This is a genomic window from Arthrobacter sp. SPG23, from assembly GCF_000876655.1.
Classification (GTDB): Bacteria; Actinomycetota; Actinomycetes; order Actinomycetales; family Micrococcaceae; genus Arthrobacter.
In genome coordinates this window covers 182581-200148 of record NZ_JYCN01000004.1, presented here as the reverse complement: position 1 = coordinate 200148, position 17568 = coordinate 182581, and the positions used below count along the sequence as shown (strand labels likewise).

Here is a 17568-nt window from a genome sequence, read left to right as displayed (position 1 = left end):
CCTCGCGGCCACCTGGCTGCAGAACAGCCTCATCACCACCCTTTCCACCGTGTTGGTGTCCGTGGCCGTCGCCGCCCCCGCCGGCTACGTCCTCTCCCGCGGCCGCAGCAAGGCGGTCTCCGGCTACTCCCTGCTGCTGTTCGTGATGCAGTCCCTGCCCATCATCACGTCGGTGGTCCCGCTGTTCATCCTCTTCGCCGGCATGGGCCTGGTGGACAACCTGCTGGGCATCACCATCATCTACGTGGGCTCCACCATGACCGTGGCCACCTGGATGATGGCAGCCTACTTCGACTCGATCCCCATCAGCCTCGAGGAAGCCTCGTGGATCGACGGCTGCTCCGTCTTCGGATCCTTCACTAAAGTGGTCCTCCGCAACAGCCTGCCCGGCATCCTCTCCACAGCGATCTTCGCCTTCCTGCTGGCCTGGAACGATTACCTCGTGGCCATCGTCTTCCTTCGCTCCAACGAGATCTTCACTCTCCCCATGGGCGTCCAGTCCTTCTTCCAGCAGAACGCCACGGACTGGACCTCCGTCATGGCCCTCGCCGTGGTCATGATGCTCCCGCCCGTCATCGTCTTCGCCACCCTGAACAAGTACTTCAGCGTCGGCGGGATCGGCGGATCCCTCGCCGGCCGCTAGGCAACGCCTGCCGCTACGCCGCACCGCCTGCAGCCGGCACTGAACCAATTCCGGAACGAAACTCCCGCAAAGGAACAAAATGTCTTACTCACTCCAGCTCTACACCCTGCGCAATGCCATCCAGGAGGACCTGCCCGGCACCATCAGGAAGGTAGCTGAGATCGGCTTCACCCAGGTTGAGCCCTACAACTTCGTGGCCACGGCCAAGGAGCTCGGCGCCGCCCTGAAGGAGAACGGCCTCACTGCACCGTCCGGCCATGCTCCCCTGCTCAGCCAGGACCAGGACGAGATCTTCGCCGCCGCCAAGGAACTGGGCATCAGCACCGTCATCGACCCGTTCCTGCCGGCCGAGCACTGGCAGAAGGCCGAGGACATCCAGGCCACCGCCGCGAAACTCAACGCGGCGGCCAAGAAGGGCGCCGAATACGGCATCCGCGTCGGCTACCACAACCACGCATGGGAACTGGAGTCGAGCATCGAGGGCCGCACGGCACTGGAATACTTCGCCGACCTCCTGGACCCCGAACTGGTCCTGGAAGTGGACACCTACTGGGTTGCCGTGGGCGGCCAGGACCCCGTGGACATCCTGACCAAACTCGGGGACAGGGTGAAGTTCATCCACATCAAGGACGGCCCGCTGAACACCGACACCAAGGCCCAGCAGCCCGCCGGCCAGGGCAAGATCGCCGTCTGGGATGTCATCGGCGCCGCCAAGTCCCTGGAAGTGGGAGTCGTGGAGTTTGACGACTACTCCGGCGACATCTTCGACGGCATCGCCCAGTCCCTGGCGTTCCTGAACGCTGAAGCCAGCGAAGGCGCCCAGTCCGAAGGAGCGCGGGCATGAGCACCTCCTCCACGAAGAAGGGGCCGGTGGGCGTCGCCGTCATCGGTGCCGGCAACATCAGCAAGCAGTACCTGGACAACCTGACGGTGTTCCCGGACCTGAAGGTCCACGTCATCGCCGACCTCTTCGAGGACGCGGCCGCGGCGCGGGCGAAGGAATACGGGATCGCCGAGTCAGGCGGTGTGGACGCGGCCCTGAACCATCCCGACGTCGAAATCATCGTCAACCTGACCATCCCGGCCGCGCACGTGGAGGTGGCCACCGCCGCCGTCAACGCCGGCAAGCACGTGTGGACGGAGAAGCCGTTCTCACTGGACCGCGAATCCGGCCTGGGGCTACTGAAGGCCGCGGATGCCGCCGGGCTCCGGCTCGGCTGCGCGCCGGACACCTTCCTCGGCGCCGGCCTGCAGACGGCCCGGCGGATCATTGAACGCGGCGACATCGGCACCCCGCTGACCGCCATGACCACGTTCCAGACCCCCGGCCCGGAATCCTGGCACCCGAACCCGGCGTTCCTCTTCCAGTACGGTGCCGGTCCCCTGTTCGACATGGGCCCGTATTACATCACCGCACTGGTCCAGACGTTCGGTTCCGTGCGCAAGGTGGCGGCCATCGGCTCCAAAGCCAAGGAAGTCCGGGTCATCGGCTCCGGCCCCAAACTGGGCGAGGAATTCACGGTCGAGGTGCCCACCCACGTGTCCGCGATGGCCCAGTTCGAGGGCGGCCAGTCCTCGCACAGCGTCTTCTCGTTCGAGTCGCCGCGGCAGCGGATGGGCTTCGTGGAGATCACCGGCACGGAGGCCACCATTTCCCTCCCGGATCCCAACTACTTCGACGGCGACGTGCGGCTCTGGCGCGCGGGCGATGAAGAGTGGACCGTCATTCCCGCCACCGGACCATCCAACGGCCGCGGCATGGGTGTGCTGGACATGGCCCGTTCCATCCGGGCCGGGGTTCCGCACCGCGCCACGGGCAACCTCGCCTACCACGTGCTGGACACCATGGTCTCGATTTCCGAGTCCGTGGAATCCGGCACCTTTGTCAACGTCGAAAGCTCCGCCCCCGCGTCCCCGGCCCTCCCCGAGGACTGGAACCCCACCGCTTCCACCCTCTAGGAACCAGGCAATGAACTCCCCCGAAAGCACGGACGGCACAAACCCGGAAAACCCTCCGCTGGGTGTGGCGATGATCGGCTACGCGTTTATGGGCAAGGCCCATTCGAACGCCTGGCGCAACGTGGCCTCCTACTTCGACGTTCCGGACTTCGAGCAGAAAGTGCTCGTGGGCCGGAACGCGGGGCAGGTCGCGGCCGCCGCCGCGAAGTACGGCTGGGCCGAGTCGGCGACGGACTGGCGCTCGGTCCTGGACCGGGACGACATCCACATCGTGGATATCTGCGCGCCGGGCTGGATGCATGCCGAGATTGCCATCGCGGCGCTCGAGGCCGGCAAACACGTCCTGGTCGAGAAGCCCCTGGCCAACACCCTGGCCGAGGCCGAAGCCATGGCGGACGCTGCCCGCGCCGCCCGGGAACGCGGCGTGCAGTCCATGATCGGTTTCAACTACCGGCGGGTCCCGGCCCTGGCCCTCGCGAAGGAACTCATTGCCGAGGGCAGGCTCGGAACAGTCCGGCACGTCCGCGCCGCGTACCTGCAGGACTGGCTGGTGGACCCCGACTCCCCCATGACGTGGCGGCTGAACAAGGAAACAGCCGGGTCCGGCGCCCTGGGCGACATCGCCTCGCACGCGATCGACCAGGTCATGTTCCTCCTCGACGGCACGGTCACCGAGGTTTCCGGGCGTCTGCATACCTTCGTGACCAACCGCCCCGGGACGCACGGCCCCGAAGAGGTAACGGTCGACGACGCTGCCTGGGCCACGCTGACCCTGGACTCCGGGGCCATCGCCTCGGTGGAGGTTTCGCGCATGGCTACCGGGCAAAAGAACTCGCTCAAACTGGAGATCTACGGGGACAAGGGCTCCCTGCTGTTCGACCTCGAAGCCATCAACGAACTCGGCTTCCTGGACGCCACCGTCCCCGTCCGGGAACAAGGCTTCCGGCGCATCCTGGTCAACGAACCCGAGCACCCGTACATGGCTGCCTGGTGGCCGCAGGGCCACGTGATCGGCTGGGAACACACCTTCACGCACGAGATCCGGGACTTCCTCGCCGCGATCGACGGCGGCACCCCGCCGTCGCCGTCGTTCGACGAGGGCCTGGCCGTCCAGCGGGTCCTGGCCGCCATCGAAGAATCCGCCAACGCCAAATCCTCCATCATCCAGCTCGCCACCTCCCCTGTCCCCGCCACCGAAGGAGCCTGACATGCCCCGCCCGTACACCCTGTTCACCGGCCAGTGGGCCGACCTCCCCTTCGAGGAAGTCGCCAAGCTTGCCTCCGGCTGGGGCTACGACGGCCTCGAAATCGCCGTCTCCGGGGACCACCTGGATGCCTGGCGCTGGGACGAACCCGGCTATGTCGAGTCCAAACTCGCCGTCCTGGACAAATACAACCTGAAAGTCTGGGCCATCTCCAACCACCTCAAGGGCCAGGCCGTCTGCGATGACCCCATCGACTTCCGCCACGAAGCCATCGTCGGATCCAAGGTCTGGGGCGACGGCGACCCCGAAGGCGTCCGCACCCGCGCCGCCGAGGAAATGAAACACACCGCCCGGCTCGCCAAAGCACTCGGCGTGGACACCGTGGTCGGTTTCACCGGCTCCTCCATCTGGCAGTACGTCGCCATGTTCCCGCCCGTCCCCGAAAAGGTCATCGAGGCCGGCTACCAGGACTTCGCGGACCGCTGGAACCCCATCCTGGACGTTTTCGACGAATGCGGCGTCCGCTTCGCCCACGAAGTCCACCCCTCCGAAATCGCCTACGACTACTGGACCACCGTCCGCACCCTCGAAGCGATCGGCCACCGGCCCGCGTTCGGGCTGAACTGGGACCCGTCCCACTTCATGTGGCAGGGCATCGACCCCGTCTCCTTCATCTGGGACTTCAAGGACCGGATCTACCACGTGGACTGCAAGGACACCAAGCTCCGCCCCACCGGCCGGAACACCGTGATGGGCTCCCACCTGCCCTGGGGCGACCCGCGCCGGGGCTGGGACTTCGTCTCCGCAGGCCGCGGCGACGTCCCTTGGGAATCGTCCTTCCGCGCCCTGACGGCGATCGGCTATGACGGCCCCATCTCAGTCGAATGGGAAGACGCCGGCATGGACCGCCTCCACGGCGCCCCCGAAGCCCTCGCCGCGCTCAAAAAGTACGACTTCCCCGCCTCCCAGACCAGCTTCGACGCCGCCTTCAGCAGCAAGGACTAGGGTCTTTGGCGCCCTCTGACGCACCACGGATGTCCGGTTCGCCGGGCACCTCGCCCGGAGCAGGGACGCCAACGCTCGACGACGGCGGATTCGTCCCGCTGTTCGACGGCGTGTGCCTGGCCGGCTGGCACACTGCACCGCGGATCGACGGTGCGGAGTATCCTGGCGGGCCCAGCGTCCTTGAGCTGTTCGACCGCCGGTCCGCCCCCTTCGGCGAAGCCCGCTGGGGCGTCGGCGCGCAGTGCCGGTGGCGGAACATCCGGATCAAGGAGCTCTAGGCATGCTGCGCACGCTTCAGCCCGGACAGCGCTGCGAGGTGTGGATTGCGTCCGTCACGGGCGAATCCGAACTTGTCTACAGCACGGACGAGCTCCTGCTCGAAGCACCCAACTGGACCCTCGACGGCTCGGCCCTCATCCTCAACGGGGACGGGAAGCTATGGATTTTTGATGTTGCCGGCCGGACACTCGACCAGCTCCCTCTCACCGGCGTTCCCGACCTCAACAACGACCATGTCCTGGCCCCGGACGGCAGGCAGATCTACCTCTCGGCGAACGACGGCCACATCTACCGTGCGCCGCTGGGCGGCGGCGCGGCCGAGCGGGTCACGGCCGACGACGGCTCCTTCCACTTCCTGCATGGCGTGAGTCCCGACGGCGGTGAACTCGCCTACGTGGGAATCGACGCCGGCGACTTCAGCCGGCCCGGACGGCTCCTGACCATCCCCGCGGACGGGGGTCCGACGTCGTCGTTCGACACGGGCGACGGGCATTGCGACGGGCCCGAATACTCACCTGACGGAAAGTGGCTCTACTTCAACACGGAGGCGTTCACCAGCGCACCGGGGCATGCCCAGATCGCGCGCATGCGCGTGGACGGCGAGGGCAGGGAGCGACTGATCGAAAGTGACACGGTGGACTGGTTCCCCCATCTCTCCCCTGACGGCCGCTACGCCAGCTATATACGGTTTCCCAGCGGAACCGAAGGCCATCCCGCGGACCTGCCGGTCGACGTCGTGCTGGTCTCCACCAGTGACTGGGCCACACCGCTGCACAGCTGCCCGCTCTTCGGAGGACAGGGAACGCTCAACGTGAACAGCTGGTCGCCGGACTCCGTCCGCTTCGCCTACGTCGCCTACCCCGTCCACTGAGGGCGAGCGGGAACTAGAGTTTTGGGCATGACGCACACCATCCGCAAAGCAACAGCGGACGACGCCGGCCGGCTGGCCGGGCTCGCCGCCGTCACCTTCCCGCTGGCCTGCCCGCCGGAATCCTCCCCGGACGACATCGCGGCACACCTGGCGAACACCCTCAGCGAAGCAAAGTTCCGGAGTTACCTGGCGGACCCGGACATTACAGTCCTGGTGATCGATTCCGACGGCGATCTCCGCGGCTACAGCATGCTCGTGGACCGTCCCGCCGGCGACCCGGACGTTGCCGCCGCACTGACCGTCCTGCCGTCAGCCGAGCTCAGCAAATGCTATGTCCACCCGGACCATCACGGGCTCGGTGCCGCGGCCGAACTGATGCACGCCAGCCTGGATGAAGCCGCAGCCTCCGGTGCGCGGGGAATGTGGCTGGGCGTCAACAGCCAGAACGCCAAGGCCATCCGCTTCTACGAGAAATCAGGATTCCGGAAGGTCGGCACCAAATCCTTCAAGCTGGGAACCACGGTGGAACACGACTTCGTGATGGAGCGGCCCCTCGCCCACCGAGAAGCGCGAACGGACGCTTAAGCCCCAAGCAGTGAGCAAAGCTACATGCCCGCCGGGGAATGGATGCCGCGGGCGACGGGTTGTTGCCAGCATGAAGATTGAGATCTGGTCCGACGTCGCCTGCCCCTGGTGCTACATCGGCAAGCGCCGTTTCGAAGCGGCCCTGGCCGAATTCCCGCACCGCGATTCCGTGGAGGTGAAGTGGCGCAGCTACCAGTTGGATCCCGGTCTGCCCGAGCACTACGACGGCACCGAGCTGGACTACCTCAGCACCCGCAAGGGCATGGCCCCGGCGCAGGTCTCACAGATGTTCGACCACGTGGCGGAGCAGGCGAAGGGCGAGGGCCTCAACTACCGGTTCGACACCGTTGTGGTTGCCAACAGCTTCACGGCACACCGGCTGATCCACCTGGCCGCCGCGCACGGCAGGCAGGACGCCGCCAAGGAGCGCCTGCTGAGCGACCACTTTGAGCACGGCAAGGACATCGGCAGCCGGGAGTACCTCACCTCCCTGGGGCAGGACCTGGGGATCGACGCCGGGGAACTGGATGAGCTGTTCACCACGGACAAGTACGCCGAGGACGTCCGCTTCGACTTCGAAGAAGGCCGTGCCCTGGGCATCAGCGGCGTGCCGTTCTTCGTGATCGACCGGAAGTTCGGACTATCGGGCGCCCAGCCATCGGCCATGTTCAGCCAGGCACTCAACCAGGCATGGCAGGAAAAGCAGCCCCTCGTTATGGCCGGCACCGGCGCCCCTGGGAGCAAGAACAGCTCCGACGACAGTGCCGGCGTGTGCGGCCCCGACGGCTGCGCGGTCGGAGCCGCCGCGCTCGCCGCGCCCGCCACGGGCGGGTTTGCTGACAGATCACTGTAAAGTGTCTGTATGCCTAGGATTTCGGCCGCCACGAATGCTGCCCAACGAGCCGAGACCCAACGCCGCATCCTGACCGGCTTCGGCGAGCTCCTCTTCACCCACGGCCTGCCCGGGCTCACCATGACCGATGTTGCCCGCCATGCCGGCATCGGGCGCACCGCCGTGTACAACTACTACGCGGACATCGAAGAGCTGCTCATCGCCTACGCACTGGACGAAACCGAGCGCTTCCTCGATGGCCTCCGGGAGTCGCTGCAGTCCCTGGAGAACCCGGTGGAACGCCTTGCACTGTACGTCCGGGCCCAGGTGGAGGACCTGAGCCGCCGCCACCTGCCGCCGGGTCCTGCCATGGCCGCCGTGCTCTCGCCCGCGTCCTTCTCCAAACTCGCGGACCATGTGGGCGAACTCAGCCTCCTGCTGCAGGACATCCTGCGCGACGCGATGGCGCAGGGCTACCTCCCTGAGGCTGACATCGCCCAACTGGCCCAGCTCATCCACGGCACCCTGTCCTCCAGCGCCGCCCGCGGCGACGGCACCGCCGAGGCGGTGCTCCGCACCGTGCGGTTCATCCAGCTGGGCGCCGGGGCACGGTTCGACGACGCCGGCCAGCCGGTCCGGCTCAGCCAGCCGTAAGCGGGCTCACCCGGATCCGGCCACCCAGGTCTGGCGGGCTCAGCCGGCTTTGGGGATCACCGGCCACTTGGCGCTGTCCACGATCCGGCGGCTCTCGCGCGGGCAGCTGAGTTGACCGGGCGTCTGGTCCACGAGTTCCGGCGCGGTCAGTTCCTTGAAGTCACCCGTGAGGATCACATCCACGCTGCCGTCCGAACGGCCGTCCTGAAAGTAGTCAGATGCGGGGAGGTTCCGCTGGACGGTGAAAGCGGCCGACTGGCCCGCAGCCCCGGAAACCACTGCGGCCACGCCCCTGTAACCGGACTGGGTGTTGTCCACCACTGCCACCGCGAATTTCCTGGCCAGGAACGCGTCGGCCACGGAACGGGCCAGGCCCGGCCGGTTAGTGGCGTTGTAGACGTTGAGGCTGACCTTGTCGTTCGGGGTGTAGTCAAATGTGGCTGTGGGACACGCGGACACGGCAGACTGGCTCCGCTCCGCCGTCGGAATCTTGATCTGTCCGTTCATGATGGCCAGCGCAACGATAATCGCGGAGATGATCAGCCCCACCAACAGAACAAGGACCACGCCGTGCAGGATTCGCCGGCGCAACCGGACGGGGTTGTCTGCGGTGTCGTCGTCATCGACGAACGTGGCTCTGAGCTCAGGCCCGGAGACCACGCGGTGCCCGTGCAGGACCGTGATGTCCTTGGGTTTCCTAGCCATCTATCACCAGCACGCGGGCGTGGATGGCGGTGCGCTGGTGCAGTGCGGTGCGGACGGCACGGTGCAGCCCGTCCTCGAGGTACAGGGTTCCCCGGTATTGCACCACATGGGGAAAGAGGTCGCCGAAGAACGTGGAATCCTCAGCGAGGAGGGCCTCGAGGTCGAGGGTGCGCTTGGTGGTCACCAGTTCGTCGAGCCGGACGGGCCGCGGAGGCAGGGCAGCCCATTCCTTCGGGGTGTTGTAACCATGGTCGGGGTAAGGGCGTCCCTCGCCCACAGCTTTGAATATCACCCTGCAAGCCTATGGATGTTGCCCGCCCAAGGGAACGAATGACCCCACGCAGGGCCAAGGTTGTAGCCAAACAGTGACCATTGGCTGGCCGCGGCGGCGCAAGGCAACATTCTGCGCCGGGACCGCCCGGACTGAGAGAATGAAGCCATGACTGCATCCGAGACCCAGGCCGCCGCGTCGCCGTCGGCTCCTCCCCTTGCCCTCCTGCTCGACGTCGACGGCCCGGTGGCGAGCCCGGTCACCCGCAACGTCAAGCCGGAGATCATCGCGGACATGGTGGCCCTCGCCACCGCCGGGATTCCCGTCATCTTCAACACCGGCCGCTCGGACGCATTCATCCGCGAACAGGTGATGGGGCCCATGATCGCGGCCGGCATGCCCGCCGGAACGGTCATCCACGCCATCTGCGAAAAGGGGGCCGTCTGGTTCAGCTACACGGCTGCCGGGCCCGGGCCTGTGCACGTGGACCACGACCTTGCCGTCCCACGCGCCTACGGGGATGACGTCCGCCGGCTGGTTTCGGAGGACTACTCGAAACACATGTTCTACGACGAAACCAAGCGTGCCATGGTGTCCGTGGAGCAGCACATCGAAGTGTCCAGCCAGGACTACCTCGACGAACAAAAGCTGTTCGACGCCGACGCCATGGAGCTGATGGCCCGCCACGGCCTGGGCGTGGTCCGCCTGGACCACCATGCTCCCGACTCGGACGACCAGATCGACTACCGGGTGGATCCCACCATCATTTCCACGGACATCGAGTCAGTACGCCTCGGCAAGGACCTGGGTGCAAGCCGTGCTGTGGAGCTGCTCGCGGCGCAGGGCGTCCGGCCGCAGGCCTGGCGGACCGTGGGCGATTCGCGCACCGACTACGCCATGGCCGACTGGCTGCACCACAACGACCACGACGTGAAGCATGTGGACGTCCGCCCCGCGGACGGGATTCCCGTCAAGCCGTATGCGGTCCTGACGGCCGCCGATCTGGGGCTCGCCGAGGACGTGATCCACGACGACGCCGGCGGGGCTTTCCTGCGCAGCTGGCGGGAGGCTCTGGCCGGCTAAGTCCGGATTAGTCCAGTTTTTTGGCGCGGGTTATCATGCAGGTAGGACCTCTATAGACAAAAGCTCGGAGAAACACCATTACAGACGCACTCGTTCAGGATGAGATCTACTACGGCGGTCAGGCCTCCGACGACGGCAGGAGCCACCCCGAGGTAACGTCGCCGGCGGCTGTCGCGCGGCTGAAGAACCGCCCCGATGTGGTCCGCCACCGCGGGCGTTATGCGCTGATCAACGACACCCGCACGCCGTACCAGGCCATGGTGGAGGACCTGCTGTTCATCCGCAATGTCCTAGCGAACGCGGGCCTGGACTACCTCCTGGTCCGCGGCAACAACCACAGGCCGGTCATTGCGCTGGACTGGGAGAACCGGAAGAAACTCCGGGCCGCGCTGGTGGAAGCATGCCGTGACGAGCCCGTCTACTCCATGACCGTGGATGCCAAGAAGAAGTCCTCTGTCCTGGTGGCCGACGGCGAGCTCTCCCCCAACCGCCAGGCCCGGATCTTCCGGCTCTACCGCCCGCGGGTGGAACCCAACGGCGGTTTCGAGTTCGGCTCCTCCGCCGGCGTGCAGATCGAGCTGTGGAGCTTCGAAGGCGACCAGCTGGTCCTGCCGATTGAAAATTCCCTGACCCGCCGGACCATGCTCACCACCGACGCTGTTCGCGGCACCGTGGAGCGCTACGGGCACACCTGGCCCACCATCGAGAACATGTTCGCGGACCACGCCAGCGACATCAGCTTCGACATCGACATGGTGTTTTCCTGGGTGGACGGCAGTTCCCCGGAGTACATCGCCGCGCGGCGCGCCAGGATGGCCGGCATTGTTGTGGGCGAAGGCGATGACCATGAGGCGCGGTACCGCCAGATTGACGAACTGAAGTACGCCCTGCGCTCGGTGTACATGTTTGCGCCATGGGTGCGGCGGATCTTCATTGCCACGGACTCCCCGGCTCCCGCCTGGCTTGCCGACCACCCGTCGGTGACCATTGTGCGCAGTGAGGAATTCTTCGCGGACCCGTCCGTGCTGCCCACGCACAACTCACAGGCCGTCGAGTGCCAGCTGCACCACATCGAGGGGCTGTCGGAGCATTTCCTGTACTCCAACGACGACATGTTCTTCGGCCGTGCAGTGGGACCGGACATGTTCTTCACCCCGGGAGGGGTCACCAAGTTCATCGAGGCGGAAACCCGCATCGGGCTGGGCGACAACGACGCGGAACGCAGCGGCTTCGAGAATGCCGCCAGGGTGAACCGGAAGCTCCTATGGGACCGGTTCGGCCGCATCACCACCCGCCATCTGGAACACACCGCGGCCCCGTTGCGGCGGAGCGTTGCAGCCACCATGGAGCAGGAATTCCCGCAGGAATTCGCCAAGACCGCAGCCAGCCGGTTCCGCGCTGCGGACAATATCTCCGTGACGAATTCCTTCTACCACTACTACGCACTGCTGACCGGACGCGCGGTCACCCAGACCGCAGCGAAGGTCAGGTACGTGGACACCACCGTCCGCGCCGGACTCAATTACCTGCCCAAGCTGCTGGCCAAGCGCAACATGGACTTCTTCTGCCTGAACGACGGCAGCTTCCCCGAAGTGGAGGCCGAGGAACGCGCCAGGCTGGTGACGGACTTCCTGGAGAAGTACTACCCCATCAAGGCGCCCTGGGAAAAGTAGGTCTCCCCGGCCGGGGTCCTTAGCGCCCGGAGCCCAGGCTGATCATGGGGATGCTCTGCGTGGGCGGGTGTCCCTGGGTTTTGGCCTGCCGCGGAATGCGGATGCCGGCCGCCGCCAGCCGCCGCTGTGTTTCGGCCGCACTCACCACCTCGCCCACTGTGGCTGCGCTGCCGACAGGCACCACGGAGTGCACGATTGTGTGCTCGTAAACGTGCACCAGGTTGAAGGCCTGTCCGCCGTCGATCGGCCGGGTACCTCCCACAGGTACGTTCAGATCCTGGGTGTAGCAGGTGGCGGAGGCCACCGATACCGGGATGCCGGCGAAGCTGGCGGTGGTGGAGTAATGCAGGTGCCCGGCCAGGATGGTGCGGACATCCGAGTTGCGCAGGACGGCAGCCAGGGCCTGCTGGTCGCGCAACTCCACGAGCACTGCCAGGTCCAGGATGGAGGGCACCGGCGGGTGGTGCAGCGCCAGGATGGTGCCGTCCGGCGCAGGAGTGGCGAGTTCAGCAGCCAGCCATTCCAACTGTGACCGGCTAAGTTCACCGTGGTGGTATCCCGGCACCGACGTATCCAGGGTGATCACCCTCAAGCCGTTGATGAAGTAGCTGTGGTCCACCGGCGAGTCGTTTCCGGGCTGGTCAAGCAGGCCGGTACGGAAGTTCTCACGGTCGTCGTGGTTTCCCATCGCCCAGATGACCTGCGCGTTCATCGATTTGCAGGCGGGTTCGACGATCGCCCGGAGCTTTGAGTAGGCCTCCGGTTCGCCTCGGTCGGCCAAGTCGCCGGTGAAAATCACGGCTTCCGGCCGGGCCCCTGAGGCCTTGACTTCCTCAAACAATTGCTTCAGGCGGGCTTCGCTGTCTACCGCGCCATAGAGATGATCCTGACCTCCCAACAGGTGGGGGTCGCTCAGGTGGAGTAGAAAATGACGTGGCCGCGGATGTTCGGCCTCGATGAGCTCCATTACTGCCTTCCTGGTTGGGTGGAGGCTGTAGCCCCCAACTTCCCTCTCAGTAATGTCTATCCAACCAGACATTCGGCAAATAGTGTGCAAACTCCAGTGTTCATATTTGGAAAAACGGCAAGAACAAGTAGTTCGGCGGCCACTTACCCGCCTGGGGATGTGGCCGCCGAACCCGGTTACTCAAGTACTTGGCAACTAGCTCAAGTAGCCGTTGGGGTTGAGGACGTACTTCGTGGCGGCACCGGCGTCGAACTCGGCGTAGCCCTTGGGCGCGTCTTCAAGGCTGATCGCCTTGGCGTTGACGTTCTTGGCGATGTGCACTTTGTCGTGCAGGATCGCCATCATCAACTGGCGGTTGTACTTCATGACCGGACACTGGCCGGTGGTGAAGCTCAGCGACTTGGCCCAGCCGGTGCCCAGGCTGAGCGAGAGAGCGCCCTTCTTGGCGGCCTCGTCAACGCCGCCCGGGTCGCCGGTGACGTAGAGACCGGGGATGCCGAGGGCACCACCGGCCGCAGTGAGCTCCATCAAGGAGTTCAGCACCGTGGCCGGAGCCTCCTTGGCGTCGTGGCCGTGGCCCCTGGCTTCGAAGCCCACAGCGTCAACGCCGCAATCAACTTCGGGCACACCGAGGATCTGCTCAATCTGCTCCGCCGGGCCGCCCTTGGACAGGTCCACCGTCTCGCAGCCGAAGCTGCGTGCCTGCGCAAGCCGCCCCTCGTTCAGGTCGCCCACGATCACTGCCGCCGCACCCAGCAGGTGGGCGCTGGTGGCCGCAGCCAGGCCCACAGGACCTGCACCGGCAATGTAGACGGTGGAGCCCACACCAACTCCGGCGGTGACTGCGCCGTGGAAGCCCGTGGGGAAGATATCCGACAGCATGGCCAGGTCGAGGATCTTTTCCATGGCCTGGTCCTTGTCCGGGAACTTCAGCAGGTTCCAGTCCGCGTAGGGCACCAGGACGTAGTTTGCCTGCCCGCCAACCCAGCCGCCCATGTCGACGTAGCCATAGGCGCTTCCCGGACGATCGGGATTGACGTTGAGGCAGATGCCGGTCTTGCGTTCCTTGCAGTTCCGGCAGCGTCCACAGGCGATGTTGAAGGGAACCGAGCAAACGTCCCCCACCTTGATGAATTCGACGTCCGGGCCCACCTCCACCACTTCACCGGTGATTTCGTGACCGAGCACGAGGTCCGGGGGCGCAGTCGTGCGGCCACGCACCATGTGCTGGTCGGATCCGCAGATGTTGGTGGCGACGGTCTTGAGGATTACGCCGTGGCGCACCGAACGGCCCACGTTGGCGGGGTTGACGCCCGGTCCGTCCTTAAGTTCGAACGTGGGGTAGTCAATGTCGATCAGTTCGACTTTTCCCGGCCCCTTGTAGGCAACGGCTTTGTTCCCTGTCATCTCTTTCCTCCTGGTTTCACTGGCACCGACGTGGGTGCCGAGTGTGATTCGCGAAGTTCTGATGCGCCCTCCGAGGCAGGCATGGACCGGCCGTGCCGTCCCGCCGTGCTGCGCCGGCAAAGCCGCAGCCGTACTGGACAGTATGGAGGGTTCGGCCAGTCTAGGCGGTAAGCCTACTTAGGGGTAGGGGCCGTTGGGCCCTAGCTTCAGTCGCGGACTATCCCGCGGCCGCGGTCAGGCGAGGGCTTCCTCAATCGCCGCGATGACCTCTGGCGAGTCCGGCTCAACGGTGGGGGCAAAGCGGGCCACCACAACGCCGTCGCGGTTTACCAGGAACTTTTCGAAGTTCCATTTCACGAGGCCCGGGAGCAGTCCGTTCTTGAACCGGGTGAGCTCGGCGTACAGCGGGTGCTGGTTCTTGCCGCGGACGTCGGACTTCGCGGTCAGCGGAAACGTCACGCCGAAATTACGCTCGCAGAATTCGGCGATTTCGTCGTCGCTCCCCGGTTCCTGGCCGGCGAACTGGTTGCAGGGGACGCCGAGGATCTCGAAACCCTGGTCCCTGAACTTCCCGTAGAGCAGCTCAAGGCCGGCGTACTGCGGTGTGAAGCCGCATTGGGAAGCCACGTTGACCACCATCACCACCTGCCCCTTGAAGCGGCCAAAATCTGTTTCCGTGCCGCCGTTGAGGGTCAGTGGAATGGAGTGGATCGAATTCACTGTGGGCTTCCTTGAGAAACTGGTCATGGCTGTTATTCGTTGATAACGGCCAAGGGTATGGGTTGGTGCCCCAGTGAATTTTAGTGGCTGGCCATCCGCGGCCGAGGAGCGGGAGGCTGTCAGGGCGTGGGCGTGGGCGTGGGCGTGCCCGTCCCGCTCGGAGTCGGCTGGGGTGTCGCTGTTGGGTCGGTTTCGGCTGTGGGCTCCGTCGAAGGGTCCCCGCTGGCCGTGGTGGTGGCGGTGGCCGTGGCCGTGGCGGTCGGCTCGGCCGTTGGCTCAGTGGTGGGCTCGGCCGTTGGCTCAACCGTTGGCTCAATGGTGGGCGTTGGCTCGGACGTTGGCTCACTGGTGACGGTCTGCGTCGGCGACTCTGTGGCAGTGGCCTGCTCGGTCTGGGTGGCCGACGGCGTTGGCGTCTCAGTCTCCGTCTCCGACGGTGTGGCCGACGGTGTGGGCGACGGGGTGGAGGTGGCGCTAGGCGGCGGCGTTGTAGTCGCGGTCGAGGGCGCGGTGGGTGCGGCGGACACGCTCGGCGTCGGCGTCGCAGTGGCCGTCGCGGATGGCGTCGCAGCGGCCGACGGCGTTCCCTGCACGGACCCCTCCTTCTCTCCGCCCGCCACTGTGTGCGAATTGTCCGCGGAGACGGGGATCGCCCAGGTGGGATCGCCCTGCGGGGCGTCGCCGCCAGGGACGTAGCTGATCATGTCAATATTCCCGAGCTCGTCCAGTTGCCTGGTGGGCAGGAGCTTCCAGTCGAGCGGATTGGTGTGGACGCCGTTGAGGATGGTTTCGAAATGCAGGTGGCAGCCGGTGGACGAACCCGTGGTGCCAACCTTCGCGATGACCTCGCCCACCTGGACGGAGTCACCCTTCTTGACCGCAATCCCTTCCAGGTGGTTGTACGTGGTGATCAGCCCGTTGCCGTGATCGATCTCCACCCGGTTCCCGCCGCCCCAGGGGTGCCAGCCGACCGCCCTGACCACGCCGGCGTCGGCCGCGTACACCCGGGTGCCGCAGGCAGCCGCGAAGTCCTGGCCCCAGTGGAACTCCCCCGCAGTACCGGTCAGGGGACTTGTCCTGAGTCCGAAGCCGGAGGTCTCGGTCAGTACTTCGAGGGGCGCCATCAACGAACCGGCGGGCGGCCGCTTCAGCTCCTCGGAAGCAACGTTCAGTTCGCGTTTGCCGCTCTTGGAAATGGTCCGAATATCGCTGCGGCTGTACGAAATCAGGGCGTTGGAATTCGCTGCGATAGCCCCGGGTGAAATCCCCAGCGGTTTCATGAAGGCGTCAGGCCATAAGGGCGCAACACCCGGACCGCCCACCGCGGCCTGCTGCGCGGTTGAGGCAACCATGGCGGATGGCGGTGAGGCGGGTCCCTGGAGACTAAGCGCAACCACGCCAAGCGTGGAAACAGCGCATATGCCAAGTATCCGTGCAGCGGCCAGGCAAGGCCTGCCTGGATGTTCGTCGGGTCCGTATCCCCAGTGATTTCCCACGTGCTGACTCCTGCGATAGGCCCGCCAGACCCCAATCTCGACGGACTTACGATTCCTATGGGACCACAGCCCTCCGCCCCTGTGAACCCCCAACATCGGGCCGAGCCAGATCCTCCCGCGGGATTCCGCCCTTTCACGCCGAAATTCCCAGCTGGCTCACAGCCACGGGCTCCTGTAACTCCATGAGCCGGGCGTTCCCCTGATGTGTTGGGTCTTCCCCTGACGCGGCCCGCCGCCGGTGCGCAAGAATGGACCATGCGCAACGTCCTCAAAGAGTGGCAGGCCGAGCTCAGGCAAACATTCACCGGAACACGGGGGGCCGTGCCGGGGTGGGTTCCCCTGCTTGAAGAGGGTGACGACGCCGGCTACCACCTCCCGGGGTCCGCCGTCTGGGCGGTGCACGGTTCAATGACCACCATTGTGGCGGGAATCCGCGCGCTCTTGATGCAGGCCCTTCATCCTGGTGCCCTGGCCGGTGTGCACGACCATTCGCGGTTCCGGGAGGACCCGTTGGGACGGCTCGCCGGAACCATCCGCTGGATCTTCACCGTGTCCTATGGCTCGACGTCCGCGGCGCGTGCAGCATCCGGCTGGGTCCTTCGGCTGCACGAATCCGTGCGGGGAGAGTATGTGGACGCCCACGGCATCGCCAGGAGCTACGCCGCGAACGACCCCGAACTGCTCCGGTGGGTGCATATCGCTTTTACGGACGCGTTCCTCTCCGCCCACAAGATCTGGGGACGGCCCATCCCCGGCGGGCCGGACGCCTACGTCCGGGAGTGGGCGCACGCGGGACTGCTGATGGGCGTGGACTCACCGCCGCTGAGCGAGGCGGACATGCGGCAGCAGCTGGACAAGTGGTACGACGACGGCGACCTCCGCTCCGACGAAAGGGTGGCCGAGATTGTGGCCTTCATCCGCAATCCGCCGCTTCATCCTTCGCTGCGACCCGGCTACCGGATGTTGTTTGCCGCTGCCGTTTCCAGCCTTGAACCGAAATACCGGGACATGCTGGGACTCCGGCAGCCGCGGCTGGGCCCGCTGCCGTTGCCGGTGAGGTTTGGCACCAAAGTCACTCTCGCCGTCGTCCAGCTGGCCCTGGGCGGGGTCGGCCGCAGCGGCAGGGGTGGACCGAGCGAGCAAGCCGCACGGCGGCGCCTGCGCCGCCTGGGATGGGCATCCTAGGTCCGGAACGCAAAAAGGCCCCGGTCCG

General features: G+C 65.9%; 19 protein-coding genes. 13 read left to right on the top strand and 6 right to left on the bottom strand.

Going from position 1 to position 17568, the window contains the following annotated elements; translation table 11 throughout:
* The 10 genes from TV39_RS02635 to TV39_RS02590 all read left to right on the top strand — a co-directional run.
* Positions 1–643 (top strand): carbohydrate ABC transporter permease (locus tag TV39_RS02635; RefSeq protein ID WP_043477898.1); only part of this gene is annotated, 643 nt, incomplete at its 5' end.
* Positions 644–722: 79 nt separating this feature from the next.
* A complete protein-coding gene (locus TV39_RS02630) occupies positions 723–1487 on the top strand; it encodes a sugar phosphate isomerase/epimerase family protein (protein WP_043477895.1) in 765 nt (254 codons plus the stop codon).
* Positions 1484–2602, top strand: coding sequence for a Gfo/Idh/MocA family protein (locus TV39_RS02625; RefSeq protein ID WP_043477892.1), 1119 nt, complete (start codon positions 1484–1486; stop codon positions 2600–2602). Before TV39_RS02630 ends, TV39_RS02625 begins: the two co-directional genes overlap by 4 nt.
* Positions 2603–2612: 10 nt before the next feature.
* Entirely contained in the window at positions 2613–3809 is a 1197-nt protein-coding gene (locus tag TV39_RS02620; RefSeq protein WP_043477889.1) for a Gfo/Idh/MocA family protein, read from the top strand.
* A gap of 1 nt (position 3810) precedes the next feature.
* Positions 3811–4812 carry a sugar phosphate isomerase/epimerase family protein gene (locus tag TV39_RS02615; RefSeq protein WP_043477886.1) on the top strand — a complete coding sequence of 334 codons (1002 nt, stop codon included), beginning with the start codon at positions 3811–3813 and terminating at the stop codon, positions 4810–4812.
* A 5-nt stretch (positions 4813–4817) separates the two neighbouring features.
* Complete coding sequence (locus tag TV39_RS02610) at positions 4818–5090, top strand: hypothetical protein (protein ID WP_144406284.1); 273 nt, start codon at positions 4818–4820, stop codon at positions 5088–5090.
* 2 nt (positions 5091–5092) lie between these two features.
* Positions 5093–5962, top strand: coding sequence for a TolB family protein (locus TV39_RS02605; protein ID WP_043477881.1), 870 nt, complete (start codon positions 5093–5095; stop codon positions 5960–5962).
* A 27-nt stretch (positions 5963–5989) separates the two neighbouring features.
* Positions 5990–6547, top strand: a complete 558-nt coding sequence (locus TV39_RS02600; RefSeq protein ID WP_043477878.1) for a GNAT family N-acetyltransferase — start codon at positions 5990–5992, stop codon at positions 6545–6547.
* 70 nt (positions 6548–6617) lie between these two features.
* Positions 6618–7400 carry a DsbA family oxidoreductase gene (locus tag TV39_RS02595; protein WP_043477877.1) on the top strand — a complete coding sequence of 261 codons (783 nt, stop codon included), beginning with the start codon at positions 6618–6620 and terminating at the stop codon, positions 7398–7400.
* Between the two features lie 9 nt (positions 7401–7409).
* A complete protein-coding gene (locus TV39_RS02590) occupies positions 7410–8033 on the top strand; it encodes a TetR/AcrR family transcriptional regulator (protein ID WP_043477875.1) in 624 nt (207 codons plus the stop codon).
* Positions 8034–8072: 39 nt separating this feature from the next.
* Here TV39_RS02590 and TV39_RS02585 read toward each other — a convergent pair whose 3' ends face one another.
* A complete protein-coding gene (locus tag TV39_RS02585; protein WP_082049437.1) occupies positions 8073–8738 on the bottom strand; it encodes a LytR C-terminal domain-containing protein in 666 nt (221 codons plus the stop codon).
* Positions 8731–9030, bottom strand: a complete 300-nt coding sequence (locus TV39_RS02580) for a type II toxin-antitoxin system VapB family antitoxin (protein ID WP_028272925.1) — start codon at positions 9028–9030, stop codon at positions 8731–8733. Before TV39_RS02580 ends, TV39_RS02585 begins: the two co-directional genes overlap by 8 nt.
* A 147-nt stretch (positions 9031–9177) precedes the next feature.
* Between TV39_RS02580 and TV39_RS02575 the strand changes: the two genes are divergently transcribed.
* On the top strand, positions 9178–10092 hold the full coding sequence (locus TV39_RS02575; protein WP_043477872.1) for a hypothetical protein: 915 nt from the start codon (positions 9178–9180) through the stop codon (positions 10090–10092).
* Positions 10093–10289: 197 nt separating this feature from the next.
* Complete coding sequence (locus TV39_RS02570; protein ID WP_235347254.1) at positions 10290–11765, top strand: stealth family protein; 1476 nt, start codon at positions 10290–10292, stop codon at positions 11763–11765.
* A gap of 19 nt (positions 11766–11784) precedes the next feature.
* Here the strand turns inward: TV39_RS02570 and TV39_RS02565 are convergent, their stop codons facing one another.
* The 4 genes from TV39_RS02565 to TV39_RS02550 all read right to left on the bottom strand — a co-directional run bounded on the left by TV39_RS02565 (position 11785) and on the right by TV39_RS02550 (position 16211).
* Positions 11785–12732, bottom strand: coding sequence for a phosphodiesterase (locus tag TV39_RS02565; RefSeq protein ID WP_043477870.1), 948 nt, complete (start codon positions 12730–12732; stop codon positions 11785–11787).
* A gap of 195 nt (positions 12733–12927) precedes the next feature.
* Positions 12928–14139: a formaldehyde dehydrogenase, glutathione-independent gene (fdhA, locus tag TV39_RS02560; RefSeq protein WP_043477868.1), complete on the bottom strand. Its 1212-nt coding sequence runs from the start codon at positions 14137–14139 to the stop codon at positions 12928–12930.
* Positions 14140–14373: 234 nt separating this feature from the next.
* Complete coding sequence (locus TV39_RS02555; RefSeq protein WP_043477866.1) at positions 14374–14859, bottom strand: glutathione peroxidase; 486 nt, start codon at positions 14857–14859, stop codon at positions 14374–14376.
* Between the two features lie 119 nt (positions 14860–14978).
* The gene (locus TV39_RS02550; RefSeq protein WP_052500469.1) at positions 14979–16211 is read right to left on the bottom strand and encodes a M23 family metallopeptidase; all 1233 of its coding nucleotides are present in this window, start codon (positions 16209–16211) and stop codon (positions 14979–14981) included.
* A 399-nt stretch (positions 16212–16610) separates the two neighbouring features.
* Between TV39_RS02550 and TV39_RS02545 the strand changes: the two genes are divergently transcribed.
* Positions 16611–17540 (top strand): oxygenase MpaB family protein, encoded by a 930-nt coding sequence (locus TV39_RS02545; protein ID WP_043477864.1) that lies wholly within the window; start codon positions 16611–16613, stop codon positions 17538–17540.
* Positions 17541–17568 lie beyond the last annotated feature (28 nt).

What these genes read in the sequence shown, in the direction of transcription:
- TV39_RS02630 (WP_043477895.1), top strand. Translation starts at nt 723, where the DNA reads ATGTCTTACTCACTCCAGCTCTACACCCTGCGCAATGCCATCCAGGAG.
- TV39_RS02625 (WP_043477892.1), top strand. Translation starts at nt 1,484, where the DNA reads ATGAGCACCTCCTCCACGAAGAAGGGGCCGGTGGGCGTCGCCGTCATC.
- TV39_RS02620 (WP_043477889.1), top strand. Translation starts at nt 2,613, where the DNA reads ATGAACTCCCCCGAAAGCACGGACGGCACAAACCCGGAAAACCCTCCG.
- TV39_RS02615 (WP_043477886.1), top strand. Translation starts at nt 3,811, where the DNA reads ATGCCCCGCCCGTACACCCTGTTCACCGGCCAGTGGGCCGACCTCCCC.
- TV39_RS02605 (WP_043477881.1), top strand. Translation starts at nt 5,093, where the DNA reads ATGCTGCGCACGCTTCAGCCCGGACAGCGCTGCGAGGTGTGGATTGCG.
- TV39_RS02600 (WP_043477878.1), top strand. Translation starts at nt 5,990, where the DNA reads ATGACGCACACCATCCGCAAAGCAACAGCGGACGACGCCGGCCGGCTG.
- TV39_RS02595 (WP_043477877.1), top strand. Translation starts at nt 6,618, where the DNA reads ATGAAGATTGAGATCTGGTCCGACGTCGCCTGCCCCTGGTGCTACATC.
- TV39_RS02590 (WP_043477875.1), top strand. Translation starts at nt 7,410, where the DNA reads ATGCCTAGGATTTCGGCCGCCACGAATGCTGCCCAACGAGCCGAGACC.
- TV39_RS02585 (WP_082049437.1), bottom strand. Translation starts at nt 8,738, where the DNA reads ATGGCTAGGAAACCCAAGGACATCACGGTCCTGCACGGGCACCGCGTG.
- TV39_RS02575 (WP_043477872.1), top strand. Translation starts at nt 9,178, where the DNA reads ATGACTGCATCCGAGACCCAGGCCGCCGCGTCGCCGTCGGCTCCTCCC.
- TV39_RS02565 (WP_043477870.1), bottom strand. Translation starts at nt 12,732, where the DNA reads ATGGAGCTCATCGAGGCCGAACATCCGCGGCCACGTCATTTTCTACTC.
- fdhA (WP_043477868.1), bottom strand. Translation starts at nt 14,139, where the DNA reads ATGACAGGGAACAAAGCCGTTGCCTACAAGGGGCCGGGAAAAGTCGAA.
- TV39_RS02550 (WP_052500469.1), bottom strand. Translation starts at nt 16,211, where the DNA reads ATGGTTGCCTCAACCGCGCAGCAGGCCGCGGTGGGCGGTCCGGGTGTT.
- TV39_RS02545 (WP_043477864.1), top strand. Translation starts at nt 16,611, where the DNA reads ATGCGCAACGTCCTCAAAGAGTGGCAGGCCGAGCTCAGGCAAACATTC.